The following is a 16,215-nucleotide window of genomic DNA, read 5'->3' as shown; positions in this document are numbered from 1 at the left end:
ATATTTCGGGGGCCGGCCACAAGCCGAACAGACCCCCTTGGGCACCGAACACTGCGGTGCCTGCTCACGCTGCCGGAGGAGACAAGCTATGAAAGAGCAATCGATGTTTCTTGACAGGGACCCACAGGAGACTCGTGAATGGATCGACTCGATGGAGTCGGTCATCGATGTGGAAGGCCGTTCCCGCGCCCACTACCTCATCGATCAGTTGCTCGACTTCGACGTCGCGCGCCATGGGGATTTCCACGGGCGCGTCACCACCCCCTATGTCAACACCATCGCCCCCGAGCGTGAGCAGCCCTACCCTGGCGACCTGGGTATCGAAAAGCGCATCAACGCCTTCATCCGCTGGAACGCCCTGACCATGGTGCTGCGCGCCGGCAAACACTCAGGGGTGGGTGGCCACATCGCCAGCTACGCCTCGGCCGCCGTGCTCTATGACGTCGGCTTCGACCATTTCTTCCGCGGCCGCACCGAGACCTTTGCCGGCGACATGGTCTACATCCAGGGCCACTCCTCGCCAGGCATCTATGGCCGCGCCTTCCTGGAAGGCCGCCTGAGTGAGGAGCAACTGGACAATTTCCGCCGCGAAACTGACCGCGACGGCATTTCCTCCTACCCGCACCCGCGCCTGATGGGCGACTTCTGGCAGTTCCCCACCGTGTCCATGGGCCTGGGGCCGATCACCGCCGCCTACCAGGCGCGCTTCATGCGCTACCTGGAAAACCGTGGCCTCAAGGAACACCAGGGCCGCAAGGTGTGGGCCTTCCTGGGTGACGGCGAAATGGACCAGCCCGAGTCCCTGGCCGCCATTTCCCTGGCCGGCCGGGAGAAGCTCGACAACCTGATTTTCGTCGTCAACTGCAACCTGCAGCGCCTGGACGGGCCGGTGCGCGGCAACGCCAAAGTCATCCAGGAATTCGAAAGCCTGTACCGCGCCGCTGGCTGGAATGTGATCAAGGTCATCTGGGGCAGCGGCTGGGACCGCCTGCTGAACAAGGACCGTACCGGCCTGCTGCGCCAGCGCATGATGGAGTGCGTGGACGGCGACTACCAGAACTACAAGTCCCAGAACGGCGCCTACGTGCGCGAACATTTCTTCGGCAAGTACCCTGAACTGCTGGAGCTGGTCAGCGACATGACCGACGACGAGATCTGGAAGCTGTCGCGCGGCGGCCACGACCCGCTGAAGGTCTTCAACGCCTACGCTGCCGCCATGCGCCACACGGGCGGCCCGACGGTGATCCTGGCCAAGACGGTGAAAGGCTTCGGCATGGGCGAGGCTGGCGAAGGCCAGAACATCAACCACCAGCAGAAGAAGATGGGCACCGACGCCATCAAGGCTTTCCTTGACCGTTTCAACCTGGACCTCAGCGACGAGCAACTGGCCGAGCTGCCCTACCTCAAGCCCGATGCCGACAGCGCCGAATCGCGCTACCTGCAGGCCGCGCGCAGCAAGCTGGGCGGCTACGTGCCGGCCCGCCACGCCAACGTCGAGCCGCTGGCCATACCGCCCCTGACCGCGCTGCAAGCGCAGCTCAAAGGCACCGGCGAGCGCGAGATTTCCACCACCATGGCCTTCGTGCGGATCCTCAGCACCCTGCTCAAGGACAAGGAAATCGGCAAACTGGTCGTGCCGATCGTGCCGGACGAGTCGCGCACCTTCGGCATGGAAAGCCTGTTCCGCCAGATCGGTATCCACTCCCATGTAGGCCAGCTGTACACCCCGCAGGACGCCGGGCAGCTGAGCTACTACAAGGAGAGCAAGGATGGCCAGATCATGCAGGAAGGCCTCAACGAATCCGGGGCCATGTCGTCCTGGATCGCGGCCAGCACGTCGTACGCCAACCATGGCGTGATGACCATCCCGTTCTATATCTACTACTCGATGTTCGGCTTCCAGCGCGTGGGCGACCTGGCCTGGGCGGCCGGTGACGCCCGGGCACGCGGCTTCCTGCTGGGGGCTACCTCGGGGCGCACCACGCTGATGGGCGAAGGCCTGCAGCATGACGACGGCCACAGCCACGTGCTGTCCTCGACCATTCCGTGCTGTGTGTCCTATGACCCGACCTTCTCGTATGAGCTGGCGGTGATCATCCAGGAAGGCATGCGCCGCATGTACGTCAACAACGAGGATGTGTACTACTACATCACCCTGCTCAACGAAAACTACAGCCACCCCGACATGCCCGAAGGCGTTGCCGACGGCATTCTCAAGGGGCTGTACCCGTTGTCGACCACGGCGCCCGCCAAGGGCACCCCCCATGTGCAACTGATGGGCTGTGGCTCGATCCTGCGCGAAGTGATCGCCGCCGGGGAAATCCTGGCCCGCGACTACGGCGTAAGCAGCGACGTGTGGAGTGCCACCAGCCTGACCGAACTGCGTCGTGACGGTCAGGCGGTGGAACGCTGGAACCTGCTCAACCCAGTGGCCGAGCCACGCACCAGCCACGTGGAAAACTGCCTGGCCGGCCGCCAGGGCCCGGTCGTGGTTGCCACTGACTACATGAAGATCCTCGCCGACCAGATCCGCCCCTTCGTTCATGGCCGCCGCTTCGTGGCCTTGGGCACTGACGGCTTCGGCCAGTCCGACACCCGCGAAGCCCTGCGCCGCCACTTCGAAGTGGACCGCCAGTTCGTGGTGCTGGCAGCGCTGAAGGCCCTGGCCGACGACGGCGTGATTGAACGCAGTGTGGTGGCCAAGGCGCTGGTGGATCTTGAGATCGATACCGGCAAGACGGACCCGGCGAGTGTCTGATAGCGTTGGGTGGTAAACAAGGAAGGGGCGCATTGCGCCCCTTCCTTATTCCCGAGCTTCGCCCACTCCCGCAGGTTTTGCCGCAGCCGCGTAGCAGCGGACCTGGCCGCGTCGGCGGTGCACGCGGTATGCCTGATGCCACGCGGTCCGTTGTGGGACCGGGCGCAAGCTCGGGAAGCGGACAACGCAATCCACCTGGCGGGCCCCTTCCCGAGCTTCGCCCGGTCCCACAGGATTGCCACGGCCCGTAGCAGCGGACCTGGCCGCGTCGGCGGTGCATGCGGTATGCCTGATGCCACGCGGTCCGTTGTGGGACCGGGCGCAAGCTCGGGAAGCGGACAACGCAATCCACCTGGCGGGCCCCTTCCCGAGCTTCGCCCGGTCCCACAGGGTTGCCACGGCCCGTAGCAGCGGACCTGGCCGCGTCGGCGGCGCACGCGGTATGCCTGATGCCACGCGGTCCGTTGTGGGACCGGGCGCAAGCTCGCGAAGCGGACAACGCGGTCCACCTGGCGGGCCCCTTCCCGAGCTTCGCCCGGTCCCACAGGGTTGCCAGGGCTCGTAGCAGCGGACCTGGCCGCGTCGGCGATGCACGCGGTATGCCTCGTGCCACACGGTCCGTTGTGGGACCGGGCGCAAGCTCGGGAAGCGGACAACGCGGTCCACCTGGCGGGCCTCTTCCCGAGCTTCGCCCGGTCCCACAGGGTTGCCACGGCTCGTAGCAGCGGACCTGGCCGCGTCGGCGATGCACGCGGTATGCCTCATGCCACACGGTCCGTTGTGGGACCGGGCGCAAGCTCGGAAAGCGGACAACGCGGTCCACTTGGCGGGCCCCTTCCCGAGCTTCGCCCGGTCCCACAGGGTTGCCACGGCTCGTAGCAGCGGACCTGGCCGCGTCGGCGGTGCAGGCGGTGTGCCTGATGCTGCGCGGTGTTTTTGACGCGGCCGGGTCCGCTGCTACGGGGTGACGTTGTGGGGCTCACACGGTTTGCTAGGACCACCGTCTGCCTACCTCAACCGCTTCACCTTCAGGCTGCCACACTCAGGCCCCCCCAACTGCTTGCCGGTCTCCAGGCAGAACACCGAAAAATGCAGCGGGCAGGTGATGGTGCGACGGCCTTCGTTGACCATCCCGTGCTCCAGCCAACCCTCGCGATGCGGGCACTGGTGGGGTACCTGGTACTCGCGGTCGGCGACCACCAGGTTGAAGGTCTCGGCACGGGTCAGTTCCTCAAGATCGCTCGACATGGCGCTGGCGCTCCCGGGTCATTTCCTGGGCCTTCAGCACGGCGGCGTCGAAGGCGGCGTTGATGATCTCGCGGCCCATGCAGATGCCCCGCCAGGCCTTGCCCACGTCCAGGTGGCCGCCGCTGTCCATCGCCTTGAGCAACCGCTGGCCTTCCAGGGCATGAAACACATCGATGTGCACATGCTCGGAATAGTAGGCATGGGCCTGGATACCCAGGCGCGTGCACAGGTCGGTGTAGCACTCGAAGAAAAACGGCACCACGGTTTCGAAATAGGTCACGAAACCGGCGAAATAGGACGGGTCATCCGCCCTCATGGTCAGCCAGCAGAACAGGTTGGGGAACGAACACCCCGCCTCGCCGTTGACCTGGATGTGGTGCTCCAGGTCGACCGGCATCTCCAGTTCGCGCAGCAGCTCCTGGTACAGCGTGGTGTGCGAACGCTTGATGTTCCCCGAGCCGAACTCGTCGATCATCATGCGCAACATGGGCATCTGCGCTTCCAGCGAAAGCCGCGGCATCAGGTGGTAGAACACCTGCGCTTCGGTGAGGCCGTCGAGGGCAAACTCCTGCACCAGAATCTTGAACTCTGCGCGGTCCATGTCATTGGCCACGTAGACGACGCTGTCGGGAGCCTGATCCTTCTCGAAGGCGATCAGCTCGGCCAACGCCTTGCGCAATTGCGCCAGGTCAGTGGGTTGCTCCGGCGTGAGGGTGGCGGCGAAGTTAGCCTCAACCCATTGCTGTTCGAACTCCAGCAGGGCCGGGTCGATAGGTGTCAGCCGTTCGATCAGCGCGCGGTTGGCCCGAAACAGGGCCTTGTGCGAGGGGGTCATGGCCGTTCGTCCTCCTTTACCAGGTAATCGCTGGCCAGCACGCCGCGAGCCTTGAGTTCACGTTTGACCCAGGCATACCAGTCATCGGCGCCCAGGTTGAAGCGCTCGTCCAGGCGCGCCACCCACTGGGCCACGCGGGGCTGGTCGGCGACGGTGGCAAGGCGGCATACCCCAGGCTCCAGGTTGGCCAGCGACACCACGTTGCCGTCACTGCCCAACGCACCCGCCAACTGCGCTTCCCAGCCGATCAGGTAGGCCAGGCCGGCGCTGCGCAGGGCCTGGATGTCTGCCGCCGTACGCGGCACCGAAGGCGAGTCCTTGATCGCCGTCACCCGCCCCAGGGCGGCGATGGCCAACAGGGTGGGCAGGGTCTTTTCATTGCCCGACAACGCCGACTCGTTGTAGATCATCAGCGGCAACGAGGTGGCAGCATGCACGGCCCGGTAGTGCTTGATGATCTGCGGTTGGGTGAGTCCCGGGGCGAATGGCGAGGTAAACATCACCGCATGGGCGCCCATGCGCTCGGCGAGCCAGGCACGAGCCACCACCTGTTCGGTGGTGGCCGCCTCGATGCCGGCGATCACGGTCTTTCCCCCCGCCAGGTCCAGGGTGGCACCCAGCATGGCCTGCCACTGGGCGTCGCTCAGGCGCCAGCCCTCCCCGGACGTCAGGCAGGGAATGTAGCCATCCACGAAGGGCGCGCAGCTGTGCAACAGGCGCCGGACGCTCGCCACGCAAATGCCCTGGGCGTCATCCAGCGGCGTGACCAGCGGCACGAAGAGTTTGCCTTCAGACATGGGCCAGGTCCTCCGCCGCCACCACCAGCGCAGTGGAATGCTGGTACAGCGCCTGCAACGCAGCAGGAAAAACCTGAGGGTCGTCCAGGGCCGGGAACGGCTGCAGGTAAGGCTGCAACGCCGCCAGGCCGGTCAACCGCGGGTCATGGGTGAAGAATGGCAAACGGTACTCCAGCACCTGGGCAGCCAGCAGTTTGCGCTCGGCATCCAGGCCCTGCAGTTCATCGGCCTGCGCGGCGCGCTCCAACACACGCTGGCAGTAGCCTTGGCGCTCGATGTTCATGTCGGTGTGCAGCACGTCCATGAACGGGTAATAGACGTCCTGGAGCGCTCGGGCTTTTTTCCAGATAACCGCATCGCACAAGCCAATCTGGGCGAAGTTCATCTTCACCGTCTTGTCGAAATGGTTGCCGAAGAATGCCAACGACTGCTGCTTCACCGCAGGGTCGGCATGGTGCATGCCCATGAACACGGTGGCGTCGATCAACGGAGCGCTGGCATTAACCATTGAACACCTCCAGAGCACGGGCGATGGTCTGCACGGCGGCAGCGAAATCTTCAGGTTTGCGGGCCAACGCCAGGCGGATGTATTTCTGACCGCGCTCGGGTTGGCTCCAGTAGAAATACTTGCCCGGCAACACATAGATCTCATGGGTCAGCAGGTAGGCTTGCAACGCATCGGCCGTGACACCGTCGCGGCGAATCTCGAACCAGGCCACGCTGGTCTCGACCTTGGGCTCCAGGTAATTGAGGAAATCCCCGTGCAGGCACTCTCGGGCGATGGCGCGGTTGCGGTCCAGCAGGTCACGTACCGAGGCGAACTGGTCTTGGGCACTGTCGCGCACGTACTGGGTGACCACGTTGAGCACGAACGGCGAAACGTTCAGCAGCACGCTGGTGACCAGGCTGTAGATGTCCGGGTTGATGCGTGTGCTGCTCATCAGGGTCGCGCATTTGGTGTCCTGCAACGGCCAGGTCTTGCCGGTGTCTTCCATGACGATGTAATCGGTGCCCATCTCGTCGAGGATCTGGTAGGCGTCCACGCGCTTGCGGCCGCTGGCCAGCAGGAAGGAGGCAAAGCAGAAGTCCAGGATCAGCAGCTTGCCGTGGTCGCGGCAATAGCGTGCGACTTCCACGAACGGCTCGGGGCCGTCGGCGAACAGACTGGTGCCGGTGGGGTTGTTGGGGTCGACCAGGAAGATCGCGTCCAGGCCCTCGGCATGCTGGCTCAGCTGGCTGTAGACCATCGCCGGGTCAGCGAAAATCGACTCGGGCAGCGGCGTCATGGGCACTTCCATGTGCTTGAGCAGGTCGTGCAGGTTGTCGAAGCAAGGTTCGATCAGGCCCACGCTCATGTTGCGCTTGCGCAGGTACGTGGCCGTGATGTGCATGGCGATGGAGGCGGCATACACCAGGTAAATCTCATCGCGGCGCTTGAGCGCATGGCGCTGGCCGTGAAAGGTGAAGAAGGTCTCGATGAACGCCTGTTCGCTCTGGTACTGGGTTTGCGATTCGGCCTGATACCACAGCGCTGGCAGGTTCTGGATGATCTGCTGCTGACTCGGGCTTTGCGCCTGGTGCGTATGAGCATCGGCCAGGTTGAATCGCGTCTTGAGGGCCGATATTTCGTGCTGGGTAATATCGTCCTTGATCGGCTGGGCAGTGGTCAGGGCATCAAGGGCCAGTGAACTATTCATTATTTTTATCCTGGGGCGGTGAAAACGACGTTGGCCGCCGAACCCATTCGGCGGCCACTTCATAGTTGCCCGCCCCCTTCATGCCCAACAACTGTACGCAGGTACAGGAGGGCGTGTTGCCTGCCCACCTGTTCTTTGGTCCAGTTGTGACGGCGCTGCCCGACCCGCAGACTCCGTGTAGGAAGTTTCTGACAATAAAAAGTACTGCTCACATGCCCGAACACACTATTGCTTTTCATGCCTCTGCTCACCCCGATACCTGCCCTTCGGTGCTCTCGCAGTTATACGGGTTGCGCAAGAAAGTATTCGCTGACCGCCTGAACTGGAAGGTTCAGGTGCGCAACGGCCATGAGTTCGACCACTACGACAATGCCGATGCCACTTACATTGTCGGCTGCTGGAATGGCCAGCCATTGGCCGGGGTGCGGCTGATCAATACCCAGCAGCCCTACATGGTCGAAGGCCCTTTTCGAGCGTTTTTCGACGTTGAGCCGCCCAAGCACCCACGGTTGTGCGAGTCCAGCCGCTTTTTCGTCGACACCGAGCGCGCCAGCGCCCTGGGCCTGGCGACCCAACCCTTCACAGAGCTGCTGCTGTTGGCCATGCACAACCATGCCCAGGCAACCGGGATGAAAGCCGTGGTGACCGTGGTGAGTGCGGCGATGTCACGTATCGTGCGCCGCGCCGGCTGGCACTACGAGGTGCTCAGCCAGGGTCAGGCGTCACCGGGCGAACGGGTGTTGCTGCTGAGCATGCCAGTGGACGAGGCCAACCGGCAGCGGCTGCTGGCGCGCATCGGCACGCCAGCAGGGCTGGACCTGACCGTGGCGCGTTTTCCCGCCAGCGCGCCGCAGCGGTTCATACAAGACCTAGCGTCGTAGCCTTGAACACGGCCTCCTTGGCCGTGTTGACGCCCAGCTTGCGCACGATATTGCTCATGTGGAATTTCACGGTTCGCTCGACAATGCCTGCCAGCCCGGCGATCTCGCTGTAGGCCTTGCCCCTGACCACCCACGTCAGGATGGTCATTTCCCGCTCCGACAACCCGCCCGCCGAATGCGCACCGTGCGCGGCGGGCAACTCCAGCGCTTGCTGATGCACATCGATCAATACCATCTGCAACTGCGCGGCATGGTCGCCAATACGGGTGTCGAATTCAGGGCACTGGTCGGCATTGCTCAAGCTCAGGGCCGCGAACTGGCCACAGGCGTCATGCAGAATAAAGGTATAGCCGCCGCTCAATTGAAAGTGCCGCGACTGGCTGAACAGCGTGTCGCCATGATTGGCCGTCACGCCACGGGCCTTGCGCCAGGGAAACGGGGCTACCTGGTTGATGCCATATTGAATAACGGGGTCGATCTGGTGGTAATTGAACCGACGGTAGACACCCAGCCATGCGGCAGGGTAATTCGAGACCAGGCGGCTGACGCACTGGCTCTGTTTATTGAGGGCAATATAGGCTAACGGCAGGTTATTCAACAACGGCATTGACGACTGCAATGCCCTGAGCAACTTCTTATTATTCGATGTATCGAGCGTCATGCTGGTTTCAATCCTTAAAACCGGGCAGGACACTGTAGCCCCTGGCCACTACGCATGATAAATATCGATATGTTATGAAAACAGCGATTGACAACGAATGTAGTGAATCATTCGCAGGACTACCCATCCTTGCCCCCCCGAATTCCCTCAGGGCCTGTGGTAAGACCCGGCGCAGCGGGCTATTCGACGGCAGGCCTCCAACAAACGCTCGGTGTCCTGCACCAACCCCAGGCGCACATGCCCTGCTGCGCTGGGACCGAACGCCTCGCCTGCCAGTACCGACACCCCCTGCTCATCCAGCAGGCGGTCAGCGAACGCCTGGGCGCTGAGCCCGGTGGCGCGGATGTCGACCATCACGAACATGCCGCCATCAGGCTTCAGCGGCCGTACACCCGGGCAGTCCTGCAAGGCCGCGCACACTGCGTCACAGCGCTCTCGATAGGTGTCGCGCATACGGGCCAGAGCCGGCAACGGCGCTTCGATGGCCACCTGCGCGGCATCCTGGATGAAGTCCGGCAGCCCGTAGAGCATGCACAGCGCCAGGTGACTGAGGTGGCGGGCCAACTCCACCGGCGCCACCACCCACCCTACCCGCCAGCCGGTCATGGCATGGGACTTGGACAGGCTGTTGATGGTCGCGGTGCGTGCCGCCATCCCCGGCAGGCTCGCCGGGCTCAGGTGCTCACCGCCGTACAGCAACTCGCTGTACACCTCATCGCTGATGAGCCACAGATCATGCGCAGTACACAGGCCGGCCAGCGCCTGCCAGGTAGCCAGCGGCGAGGCCGCACCCGATGGGTTGTGCGGGCTGTTGATCATGAGGGCGCGGGTACGCGGGGTGATCCGGGCGGCGACATCGACGGCCTGCACACGAAAACCGTGCTCGGGGCGTGTCGGCACCGGCACCACCGTGGCGCCGCAGGCACCGAACACCGCTTCGTAGGTCACGTACATGGGCTCGGGGACGAGCACCTCGTCACCGGGGTCGAGCAGGCACTGGGCTACGCTGAACACCGCACACTGGGCACCCGGCAACACCACCACCTCATCGGCGTGCACCACCCGGCCACTGCACTGGCCATGGTGGCGGGCGATCGCCTGGCGCAACCCCAGGTTGCCGCGCACCTCCGAATAATGGGTGTGGCCGGCACGCAGGCTGGCGACGGCCGCCTCGACGATCGGCGCCGGGGTGTCGAAGTCCGGGTCACCCACCGACAGCAGGATAACGTCCCGGCCCTGGTCAAGCATCTCCAGGGCACGGTAGTGAATGTTCCAGGCGGCGGCGCCGTCACCGGCGATACGTTGGGTCAGGGCGGAATAACGCATGCAGATATCCTTGTCGCAGCATGGCGGCCCTTGACCCTACCATCACCGTGCGTGCCGTCAAATCACAAATCGCGCCACCATGCCACTCAGGTCCACCGCCAAGCGTGACAGTTCATGGCTGGCGGCGCTGGTCTGGTGCGCGCCGGCCGCGGACTGGTTGGCCAGATCGCGGATGTTGACCAGGTTGCGGTCCACTTCCCGGGCCACCTGGGCCTGCTCCTCGGACGCACTGGCGATCACCAGGTTGCGCTCGTTGATCAGCGAGATCGACTCGGTGATCTGCTGCAACGCGCCCCCCGCCTCGCGTGCCATGTCCAGGGTGGACTGGCTGCGTTGCGTGCTCTGCTGCATGGACTGCACGGCCTCGCCGGTGCCGGTCTGGATACCACTGACCATCTGCTCGATCTCCCGGGTGGACTGCTGGGTACGATGGGCCAGCGCCCTGACCTCGTCGGCCACCACCGCGAAACCGCGCCCGGCCTCACCGGCACGGGCCGCTTCGATGGCCGCGTTCAGCGCCAGCAGGTTGGTCTGTTCAGCGATGGCGCGTATCACGTCCAGCACCTGGCCGATGTCGCGGCCCTGGGCCGCCAGGCCCTCGACCAGCACCGAGGTCCGCTGCACTTCCTGGGTCATGTGCTGAATCGCGCCCACGGTATCGGTGACCCGGTCGCGGCCCTGCAGTGCTACCTGGTTGGAGTCCTGGGACGCCTGGGAAGTGGACACCGCGTTGCGCGCCACCTCTTCCACCGCCGCGGTCATTTCGTTGACCGCGGTAGCCGCCTGCTCGATTTCCTGATTCTGCGCCAACAGGCCCTTGGAGGCTTCTTCCGTCACGGCGCTCAGTTCTTCGGCGGCCGAAGCCAATTGCGTGGCCGAACCTGCGATCTGCTCGATGGTCTGGCGCAGGTTGCCCTGCATCTGGGCCAGGGCCTGAAGCAGTTGCGCGGGTTCGTCGCGGCCTTGCACCTGGATAGGCTGGGTAAGGTTGCCGGCGGCAATGGTCTGCGCGGCCTTCACGGCCACGCTGAGCGGGGTGACGATGCTGCGGGTCAACAGCCAGGCCAGCACAATGGTCATCAGGCAGGCGATCACCGAAACGATGATCACGCACAGGTTCGCCAGGCTGTACTGCGCGGCGGCTTCATCGTTGGCAGCCTTGGCCCCTGCCTGGTTGATGGCCACCAGCCGCCCGAGCTGTTCGCCCATCTTGTCGGAACCCTCCTTGATGCCGGTATTGAGCAGGGTGCGCATGTCTTCCAACTTGTTCTGATGCGACAAGTCTTGCAGGCGGCTCTGCAATTGCAGGTAGTTGTTGAGCGTGCCCTGGAACTCGCGGTAAAGCGCCGCCTCTTCAGGCCCTGCTGGCAACACTTCATAGTTGTGCGCGGCCTGTTTGACTTTATCCACCAATACCGCGATGCGCGCGTCGGTATCGGCGACCATTTCCGGTTCACGGTTGACCAGCAGGCGGAACGAAGTGACGCGCAACCTCACCACGCCCTCGGTGACATTGCCCAGGAAACTGATACTGGGCAACTGGTTGGTCTGCATGTCCACGGAGGCCTGGCGGATGAGCGCCATGCGGTTGGACGCGAACACGCCCAGCGCCACGACCAGCAGGGCGATGAAGGCGAAGCCGAGGAACGCGCGAGGGGCAATGCTTATATTTCGAAGGGACATGGAATAGCGCTCGCAATGGAAAGGGCAGGCGTCCATGCAAAGGAGCGGGGCCGGCGTGACATCACTGCCCCAGTAAGAGAGCTATCGGCTGTTTGGCAAAAACCTGAGGGCGCTGAATAAACTTTAATGTACTGAACGGTTAATTACTTACCCATTTAAACGTTTGCGCCTTAATTGCCTGGCGCGTAGACAACGCCATTGGTCGGGGGTTTTATGACCTGCATCAAATAACTGGACTTGAGAACACTTTTTACTTAAAAAACACTCATCCCAAGTGCCCTGCGGTGCTACTTTTAGGTTTCCGACAGGTCCGGGTATCCCCGCCGTATTCACACACGACGGCACGCCGGGCCAGGCTGCACGATGCAGAGGTGGCACAATGAACAAAATGACCTTTCCCAACGCCTGCCAGGTCATGCGTTGGCACTTTCACCCCATGGGTTTCGAGGGCAGCATGGATGCCCCGAGCAGCATGGTGGCGCGCCTGTTCGACCGCGCCAGTGGCGAGACCTTGATCGCCATCGCCGGTATTCCCTGTGCCACGGTGATGAACGCGGCCGACGTGGAACGCATCATCGAAGCAGTCGAAGCAGAGCTGGAGGCGTTCATTCCGCCGCATTCGTTGTCGGCCTACGGCTGACCCGTACCCTGCCCGCAATAAAAAAACCGATGCCGGTTGCCGGCGTCGGTTTTTTTTTGCGGGCGTGAAACGCCGTCAGACCGTCGAAGCCCGCAGGTCGTCGAAGAACGGCTTGTCCCCCGCCACATGGTCGGACGCCCGGGGTTGCGCCGGGGTGTCCTTGACCGGCGGTTCCACGTACCAGTAGCAATGGCTCACCGCCCGGGTCACGGCCACATAGGCCAGGCGCAGGGTTTCGTCCTGCTGGGCCTTGTCGTAGGCCTCTGCCTCGCCAGCCTTGCCCAGGCCAGCCAGGCGGTAGACCTGGTTCTTGTAGGGTGACCGGGTGACGTGCTGGCAGTCGCCCAGCAGGAATACCGCATCGGCTTGCAGGCCCTTGGCGCTGTGGTAGGTCAGTTGCTTGATCTGCCGCTCGGCCGCTGGCCGCGCCTGGTCGCGCTGTAGCAGCCCTTGCAAGTGCTCGACCGCGGCCGCGCGGTCGCTGCCCTTGCGGAACAGCAACAGTATCGAGTCGCCCTGCTGATAATGCTCGGCCACGGTCAAGGCCATGGTCTCGTCGTCCCGGTCCAGCACCCGTACCGGCGTCAGCACCTCGGGCTGGGGGCCTGCCGCCCTCGCCTTCTTGCCAGTGATAGCCGGGGCGCTGCGCACCAGGTGCTCGGCGGCGTCGATGATGTGCTGGTGGCTGCGGAAGTTGTCGGCCAGCATCACTCGGGTGGTGGCCGGTGACGGGAATTGCCTGGCGAACTCCATGAAGTATTTCGGCGAGCTGCCGCGCCAACCGTAAATGGACTGCCAATCGTCCCCCACACACAGCAACGAGGAGTACTGCGCCACGCGCCCCACTGACAACTGCGGGCCACGGCTGCGGATCTCCCGCAAGGTGGCGCGCAGCCAGGAGACGATCTGCGGCGACACGTCCTGGAATTCGTCGATCATCAAGTGCGACAGCGGCCGCAATACCTCATCGCTCAGTTGTCGCAGGTTTTCCGGGTTGTTCTCGCCGAACAGGGCGAACATGCGGTTATAGGTCATGACCGGCGGCGCCTGGTTCAGCAGGTGCGCTTCGAACGCTTTCCAGTACAGGCTCAAGGCCTCGAAGAACAAGCGGTCGCTATCTTCACTGGCAAAGCTCATCCGGCCCACCGCCGCGTGCACGTCCAGGCCCAGGTTCTCGATGAAACCGGCGGCGCCGACGAAGCAGTCCAGCAGCGGCGCGCTCACCAGCTCGCCCTTGACCTTGTAGTCGAAGCCCGGCCCCGCTACCGCGTCCGCCGCCAGGGAAGCCAGCAGGCGGCGGGCCTGGGCGTAGTTCTCCAACCAGATCACCGGCTTGGGGCAAAAGGCCTGGAACAGCGTGCGCTTGATCACCCACTCGGCCCACACTGGCAGCTTGGCGCCAGGGCGTTTCATCTGCGGGTCCTGGGAGGGGTCGAAGCCCAGCACCACCCAGGCGTCCATCTCGGGAATATAGCCATGGAAGTGAAAACGGCTGCCGTTGATGTCCACGGTTTCGCGGCTTGGCTCGATGCCCTTGATCGGCCAGGCCCCGGCGTTGAACCACAGGTCTTCGATCAGGTCGCACAGCTCCTCGTCACGGCGCGCCGACAGTTCGGTCACCGCCACGCGCTTCTGCACATCGGGGTGGTCGCGGTCCAGTTCCTTGAGTTGCAGGGCCTGGCGGCGCAGTAGGCCGATCAACTCGGCGAAGCGCTCGCTGCTCTGCATCAGGTCTCGGTAGCAGAGGTTCATCTGCTGGCGCTGGGCGTCATTGAGGCGCAGGTCGAAAGGGTTGCTGTCGGCGTCCTCTTCGGCGCCCGGCAGCGGTGCCTGGTTGCTCAGGTTCTCGAAGGCGCGCAGCTGTGCGAAGCCCGGCAGGCTGCGCACCAGCGGCAGGATGCGCGAGTGGAAGGTGCGCACCACTTCGCGTACCTGGCGGGCGCTGAGGCTGTAGCCCCACAGGCCGAACACCTGCAGCACCTTGTTGATGAAGTCCTTGCGCGACTCGCGGGTGAAGGTCACTACCGTGAGCGCGTCCAGTTCCATGCCCAGGTAGTGGTGCAGCACCAGCAGGCGAAGTACCAGGGAGGTGGATTTGCCCGCACCGGCGCCGGCGATCACGCAGGTGGACGGGGTGTCGCTGAAAATCAGCTTCCATTGCGCGGCGCTGGGCTGCGCGGCCGCCGGCAGGCGCGCGGCGACGTCGGCCTTGATGCGCTTCTTCAGTTCGGCGGTCAGGCCGGGCTTCCAGTTGTCGAACAGGTAGTCATCGACGCCGGGTACGCCGTGCTCGTCCGGCCGCGTGTCGCGGATCACCACTACCTGCCGCCCCTCTTCGAGGCCCTGCTCATGCCCTTGCTCGAACCCCTCGCGCAGCCCCTCGCCATGGCCACTGCGCTGCCCGGCCACGTGGCCGTGAAACCAGGAGTCGCGGTGCTGGGCGCTGAGCCGGCTGAGGCCACGGCCCAGCAGGCGAGCCACCAGGCGCTTGAGCCAGGGTAACTGGGCGGGGGGTACAAGTTCGGCGGGTAATTCTGACACGCGTGCTCCGGCATCGGTTCGACAGGCATCGACACTGCCATCCAAACCATTGTGAATCAAGTAGTTAAGACGCCACCCGCCCTGTGGGACCGGGCGGAGCTCGGGAACCAGCCGCCGCGTTGCGTCAGGTAGACCGCAGCGGACCCTTCCCGAGCTTCGCCCGGTCCCACAGAGGAGCAGCCATATATCGATATTGTAGATTGGTTTGGCGAGTATTTTACGCTTTTTTTCGATCTATGGACGCGAGACACTAGCCCCGTGATTCAGATTAACCACTTGAGGAGAGCACCATGATCCAGTTAAGACCTTTCGCGTCCTTGGGTGGCGCCAACCACGGATGGCTCGACGCCCATCACCATTTTTCCTTCGCCGAATACCATGACCCCAAACGCATGAACTGGGGCAACCTGCGGGTATGGAACGATGACGTGATCGCCCCCGGCACCGGTTTTCCGCAGCACCCGCACCGCGACATGGAAATCATCACTTATGTGCGTGAAGGCGCCATCACCCACCAGGACAGCCTGGGCAACAAGGGCCGTACCGAAGCCGGTGACGTGCAGGTGATGAGTGCCGGCAGCGGCATCGTCCACAGCGAATACAACCTGGAGCCCGGCCACACCCGGATCTTCCAGATCTGGATCATCCCGGACAAGCGTGGCGAAGCACCGTCCTGGGGCGCGCGGCCGTTTCCCAAGGGCGAACGTGGCGAAGGCTTCGTGACCCTGGCCAGCGGCCGAGCCGACGACGATGTCAGCCTGCGCATCCGCGCCGACGGCCGCCTGGTAGCCGCTACCCTGAGCGCTGGGGAAACCGCGGAATATCCCGTGGACCCAGGTCGCAAGGCGTACCTGGTACCGGCCAAGGGCGTGATCGAGGTGAACGGCGTGCGGGCCAATGCCCGTGACGGTATCGCGGTGGAGGACGAGCGCGTGCTGCGGGTCACGGCCATCGAAGACGCCGAGATCGTGCTGGTGGATGTGGCGTAAAACGAAAAAGGGCCTGCAGCGATGCAGGCCCTTTTTTGGTTCTTCACGGAATCCCGGGAAATGGTGCCGCCACAGATCTGCAGTGAGCAAACAGAGCTCACAGATGTGGGACCGGGCTTGCCCGGGAAGCGCCGTGCGGATGGCGCTCGATCTCAACAG

At 63.8% G+C, this 16,215-nt stretch carries 13 protein-coding genes; 4 read left to right on the top strand and 9 right to left on the bottom strand.

All coding sequences use genetic code 11. The features are described 5' to 3' along the window. Positions 1-88: 88 nt before the first annotated feature. On the top strand, positions 89-2,758 hold the full coding sequence (aceE, locus tag HWQ56_RS12435) for a pyruvate dehydrogenase (acetyl-transferring), homodimeric type (RefSeq protein WP_176570670.1): 2,670 nt from the start codon (positions 89-91) through the stop codon (positions 2,756-2,758). 1,008 nt (positions 2,759-3,766) lie between these two features. On the opposite strand, the gene HWQ56_RS12430 is transcribed toward aceE, so the two are convergent. From HWQ56_RS12430 to HWQ56_RS12410, 5 genes are read right to left on the bottom strand one after another with little or no spacing between them, the layout of a single operon-like run. Then, entirely contained in the window at positions 3,767-4,006 is a 240-nt protein-coding gene (locus HWQ56_RS12430) for a Rieske (2Fe-2S) protein (protein WP_158158779.1), read from the bottom strand. Continuing rightward, positions 3,990-4,841, bottom strand: a complete 852-nt coding sequence (locus HWQ56_RS12425; protein WP_176570669.1) for an iron-containing redox enzyme family protein — start codon at positions 4,839-4,841, stop codon at positions 3,990-3,992. The genes HWQ56_RS12430 and HWQ56_RS12425 overlap by 17 nt, the downstream gene beginning before the upstream one ends. Then, positions 4,838-5,638, bottom strand: coding sequence for a dihydrodipicolinate synthase family protein (locus HWQ56_RS12420; protein ID WP_176570668.1), 801 nt, complete (start codon positions 5,636-5,638; stop codon positions 4,838-4,840). The genes HWQ56_RS12425 and HWQ56_RS12420 overlap by 4 nt, the downstream gene beginning before the upstream one ends. Beyond that, positions 5,631-6,146, bottom strand: a complete 516-nt coding sequence (locus tag HWQ56_RS12415; RefSeq protein ID WP_176570667.1) for a DUF6190 family protein — start codon at positions 6,144-6,146, stop codon at positions 5,631-5,633. Before HWQ56_RS12415 ends, HWQ56_RS12420 begins: the two co-directional genes overlap by 8 nt. Then, positions 6,139-7,335, bottom strand: a complete 1,197-nt coding sequence (locus HWQ56_RS12410; protein WP_176570666.1) for an aminotransferase class I/II-fold pyridoxal phosphate-dependent enzyme — start codon at positions 7,333-7,335, stop codon at positions 6,139-6,141. Before HWQ56_RS12410 ends, HWQ56_RS12415 begins: the two co-directional genes overlap by 8 nt. 212 nt (positions 7,336-7,547) lie before the next feature. Between HWQ56_RS12410 and HWQ56_RS12405 the strand changes: the two genes are divergently transcribed. Continuing rightward, entirely contained in the window at positions 7,548-8,216 is a 669-nt protein-coding gene (locus tag HWQ56_RS12405) for an acyl-homoserine-lactone synthase (protein WP_176570665.1), read from the top strand. On the opposite strand, the gene HWQ56_RS12400 is transcribed toward HWQ56_RS12405, so the two are convergent. The 3 genes from HWQ56_RS12400 to HWQ56_RS12390 form a co-directional block, all read right to left on the bottom strand. Further along, positions 8,194-8,910 carry a LuxR family transcriptional regulator gene (locus HWQ56_RS12400; protein WP_176570664.1) on the bottom strand — a complete coding sequence of 239 codons (717 nt, stop codon included), beginning with the start codon at positions 8,908-8,910 and terminating at the stop codon, positions 8,194-8,196. The genes HWQ56_RS12405 and HWQ56_RS12400 overlap by 23 nt on opposite strands. A gap of 114 nt (positions 8,911-9,024) precedes the next feature. Beyond that, positions 9,025-10,203, bottom strand: coding sequence for a pyridoxal phosphate-dependent aminotransferase (locus HWQ56_RS12395; protein WP_176570663.1), 1,179 nt, complete (start codon positions 10,201-10,203; stop codon positions 9,025-9,027). 57 nt (positions 10,204-10,260) lie between these two features. Continuing rightward, positions 10,261-11,886, bottom strand: coding sequence for a methyl-accepting chemotaxis protein (locus HWQ56_RS12390; protein WP_176570662.1), 1,626 nt, complete (start codon positions 11,884-11,886; stop codon positions 10,261-10,263). 379 nt (positions 11,887-12,265) lie between these two features. On the opposite strand from HWQ56_RS12390, the gene HWQ56_RS12385 reads away from it, so the two are divergent. Then, complete coding sequence (locus tag HWQ56_RS12385) at positions 12,266-12,526, top strand: DUF1652 domain-containing protein (RefSeq protein ID WP_158158797.1); 261 nt, start codon at positions 12,266-12,268, stop codon at positions 12,524-12,526. A gap of 75 nt (positions 12,527-12,601) precedes the next feature. On the opposite strand, the gene HWQ56_RS12380 is transcribed toward HWQ56_RS12385, so the two are convergent. Continuing rightward, the gene (locus HWQ56_RS12380) at positions 12,602-15,067 is read right to left on the bottom strand and encodes a UvrD-helicase domain-containing protein (protein WP_176570661.1); all 2,466 of its coding nucleotides are present in this window, start codon (positions 15,065-15,067) and stop codon (positions 12,602-12,604) included. A gap of 290 nt (positions 15,068-15,357) precedes the next feature. On the opposite strand from HWQ56_RS12380, the gene HWQ56_RS12375 reads away from it, so the two are divergent. After that, entirely contained in the window at positions 15,358-16,056 is a 699-nt protein-coding gene (locus HWQ56_RS12375) for a pirin family protein (RefSeq protein WP_176570660.1), read from the top strand. The last annotated feature ends 159 nt before the right edge of the window (positions 16,057-16,215 follow it).

It is taken from the genome of Pseudomonas eucalypticola (assembly GCF_013374995.1).
GTDB lineage: Bacteria > Pseudomonadota > Gammaproteobacteria > Pseudomonadales > Pseudomonadaceae > Aquipseudomonas > Aquipseudomonas eucalypticola.
Note: the sequence above shows the minus strand (reverse complement) of the source record. Positions and strands in the feature narration are given on the sequence as shown.

Excerpts from the sequence above, each read along its gene's own strand:
- aceE (WP_176570670.1), top strand. The coding sequence starts at position 89 with ATGAAAGAGCAATCGATGTTTCTTGACAGGGACCCACAGGAGACTCGT.
- HWQ56_RS12430 (WP_158158779.1), bottom strand. The coding sequence starts at position 4,006 with ATGTCGAGCGATCTTGAGGAACTGACCCGTGCCGAGACCTTCAACCTG.
- HWQ56_RS12425 (WP_176570669.1), bottom strand. The coding sequence starts at position 4,841 with ATGACCCCCTCGCACAAGGCCCTGTTTCGGGCCAACCGCGCGCTGATC.
- HWQ56_RS12420 (WP_176570668.1), bottom strand. The coding sequence starts at position 5,638 with ATGTCTGAAGGCAAACTCTTCGTGCCGCTGGTCACGCCGCTGGATGAC.
- HWQ56_RS12415 (WP_176570667.1), bottom strand. The coding sequence starts at position 6,146 with ATGGTTAATGCCAGCGCTCCGTTGATCGACGCCACCGTGTTCATGGGC.
- HWQ56_RS12410 (WP_176570666.1), bottom strand. The coding sequence starts at position 7,335 with ATGAATAGTTCACTGGCCCTTGATGCCCTGACCACTGCCCAGCCGATC.
- HWQ56_RS12405 (WP_176570665.1), top strand. The coding sequence starts at position 7,548 with ATGCCCGAACACACTATTGCTTTTCATGCCTCTGCTCACCCCGATACC.
- HWQ56_RS12395 (WP_176570663.1), bottom strand. The coding sequence starts at position 10,203 with ATGCGTTATTCCGCCCTGACCCAACGTATCGCCGGTGACGGCGCCGCC.
- HWQ56_RS12390 (WP_176570662.1), bottom strand. The coding sequence starts at position 11,886 with ATGTCCCTTCGAAATATAAGCATTGCCCCTCGCGCGTTCCTCGGCTTC.
- HWQ56_RS12385 (WP_158158797.1), top strand. The coding sequence starts at position 12,266 with ATGAACAAAATGACCTTTCCCAACGCCTGCCAGGTCATGCGTTGGCAC.
- HWQ56_RS12375 (WP_176570660.1), top strand. The coding sequence starts at position 15,358 with ATGATCCAGTTAAGACCTTTCGCGTCCTTGGGTGGCGCCAACCACGGA.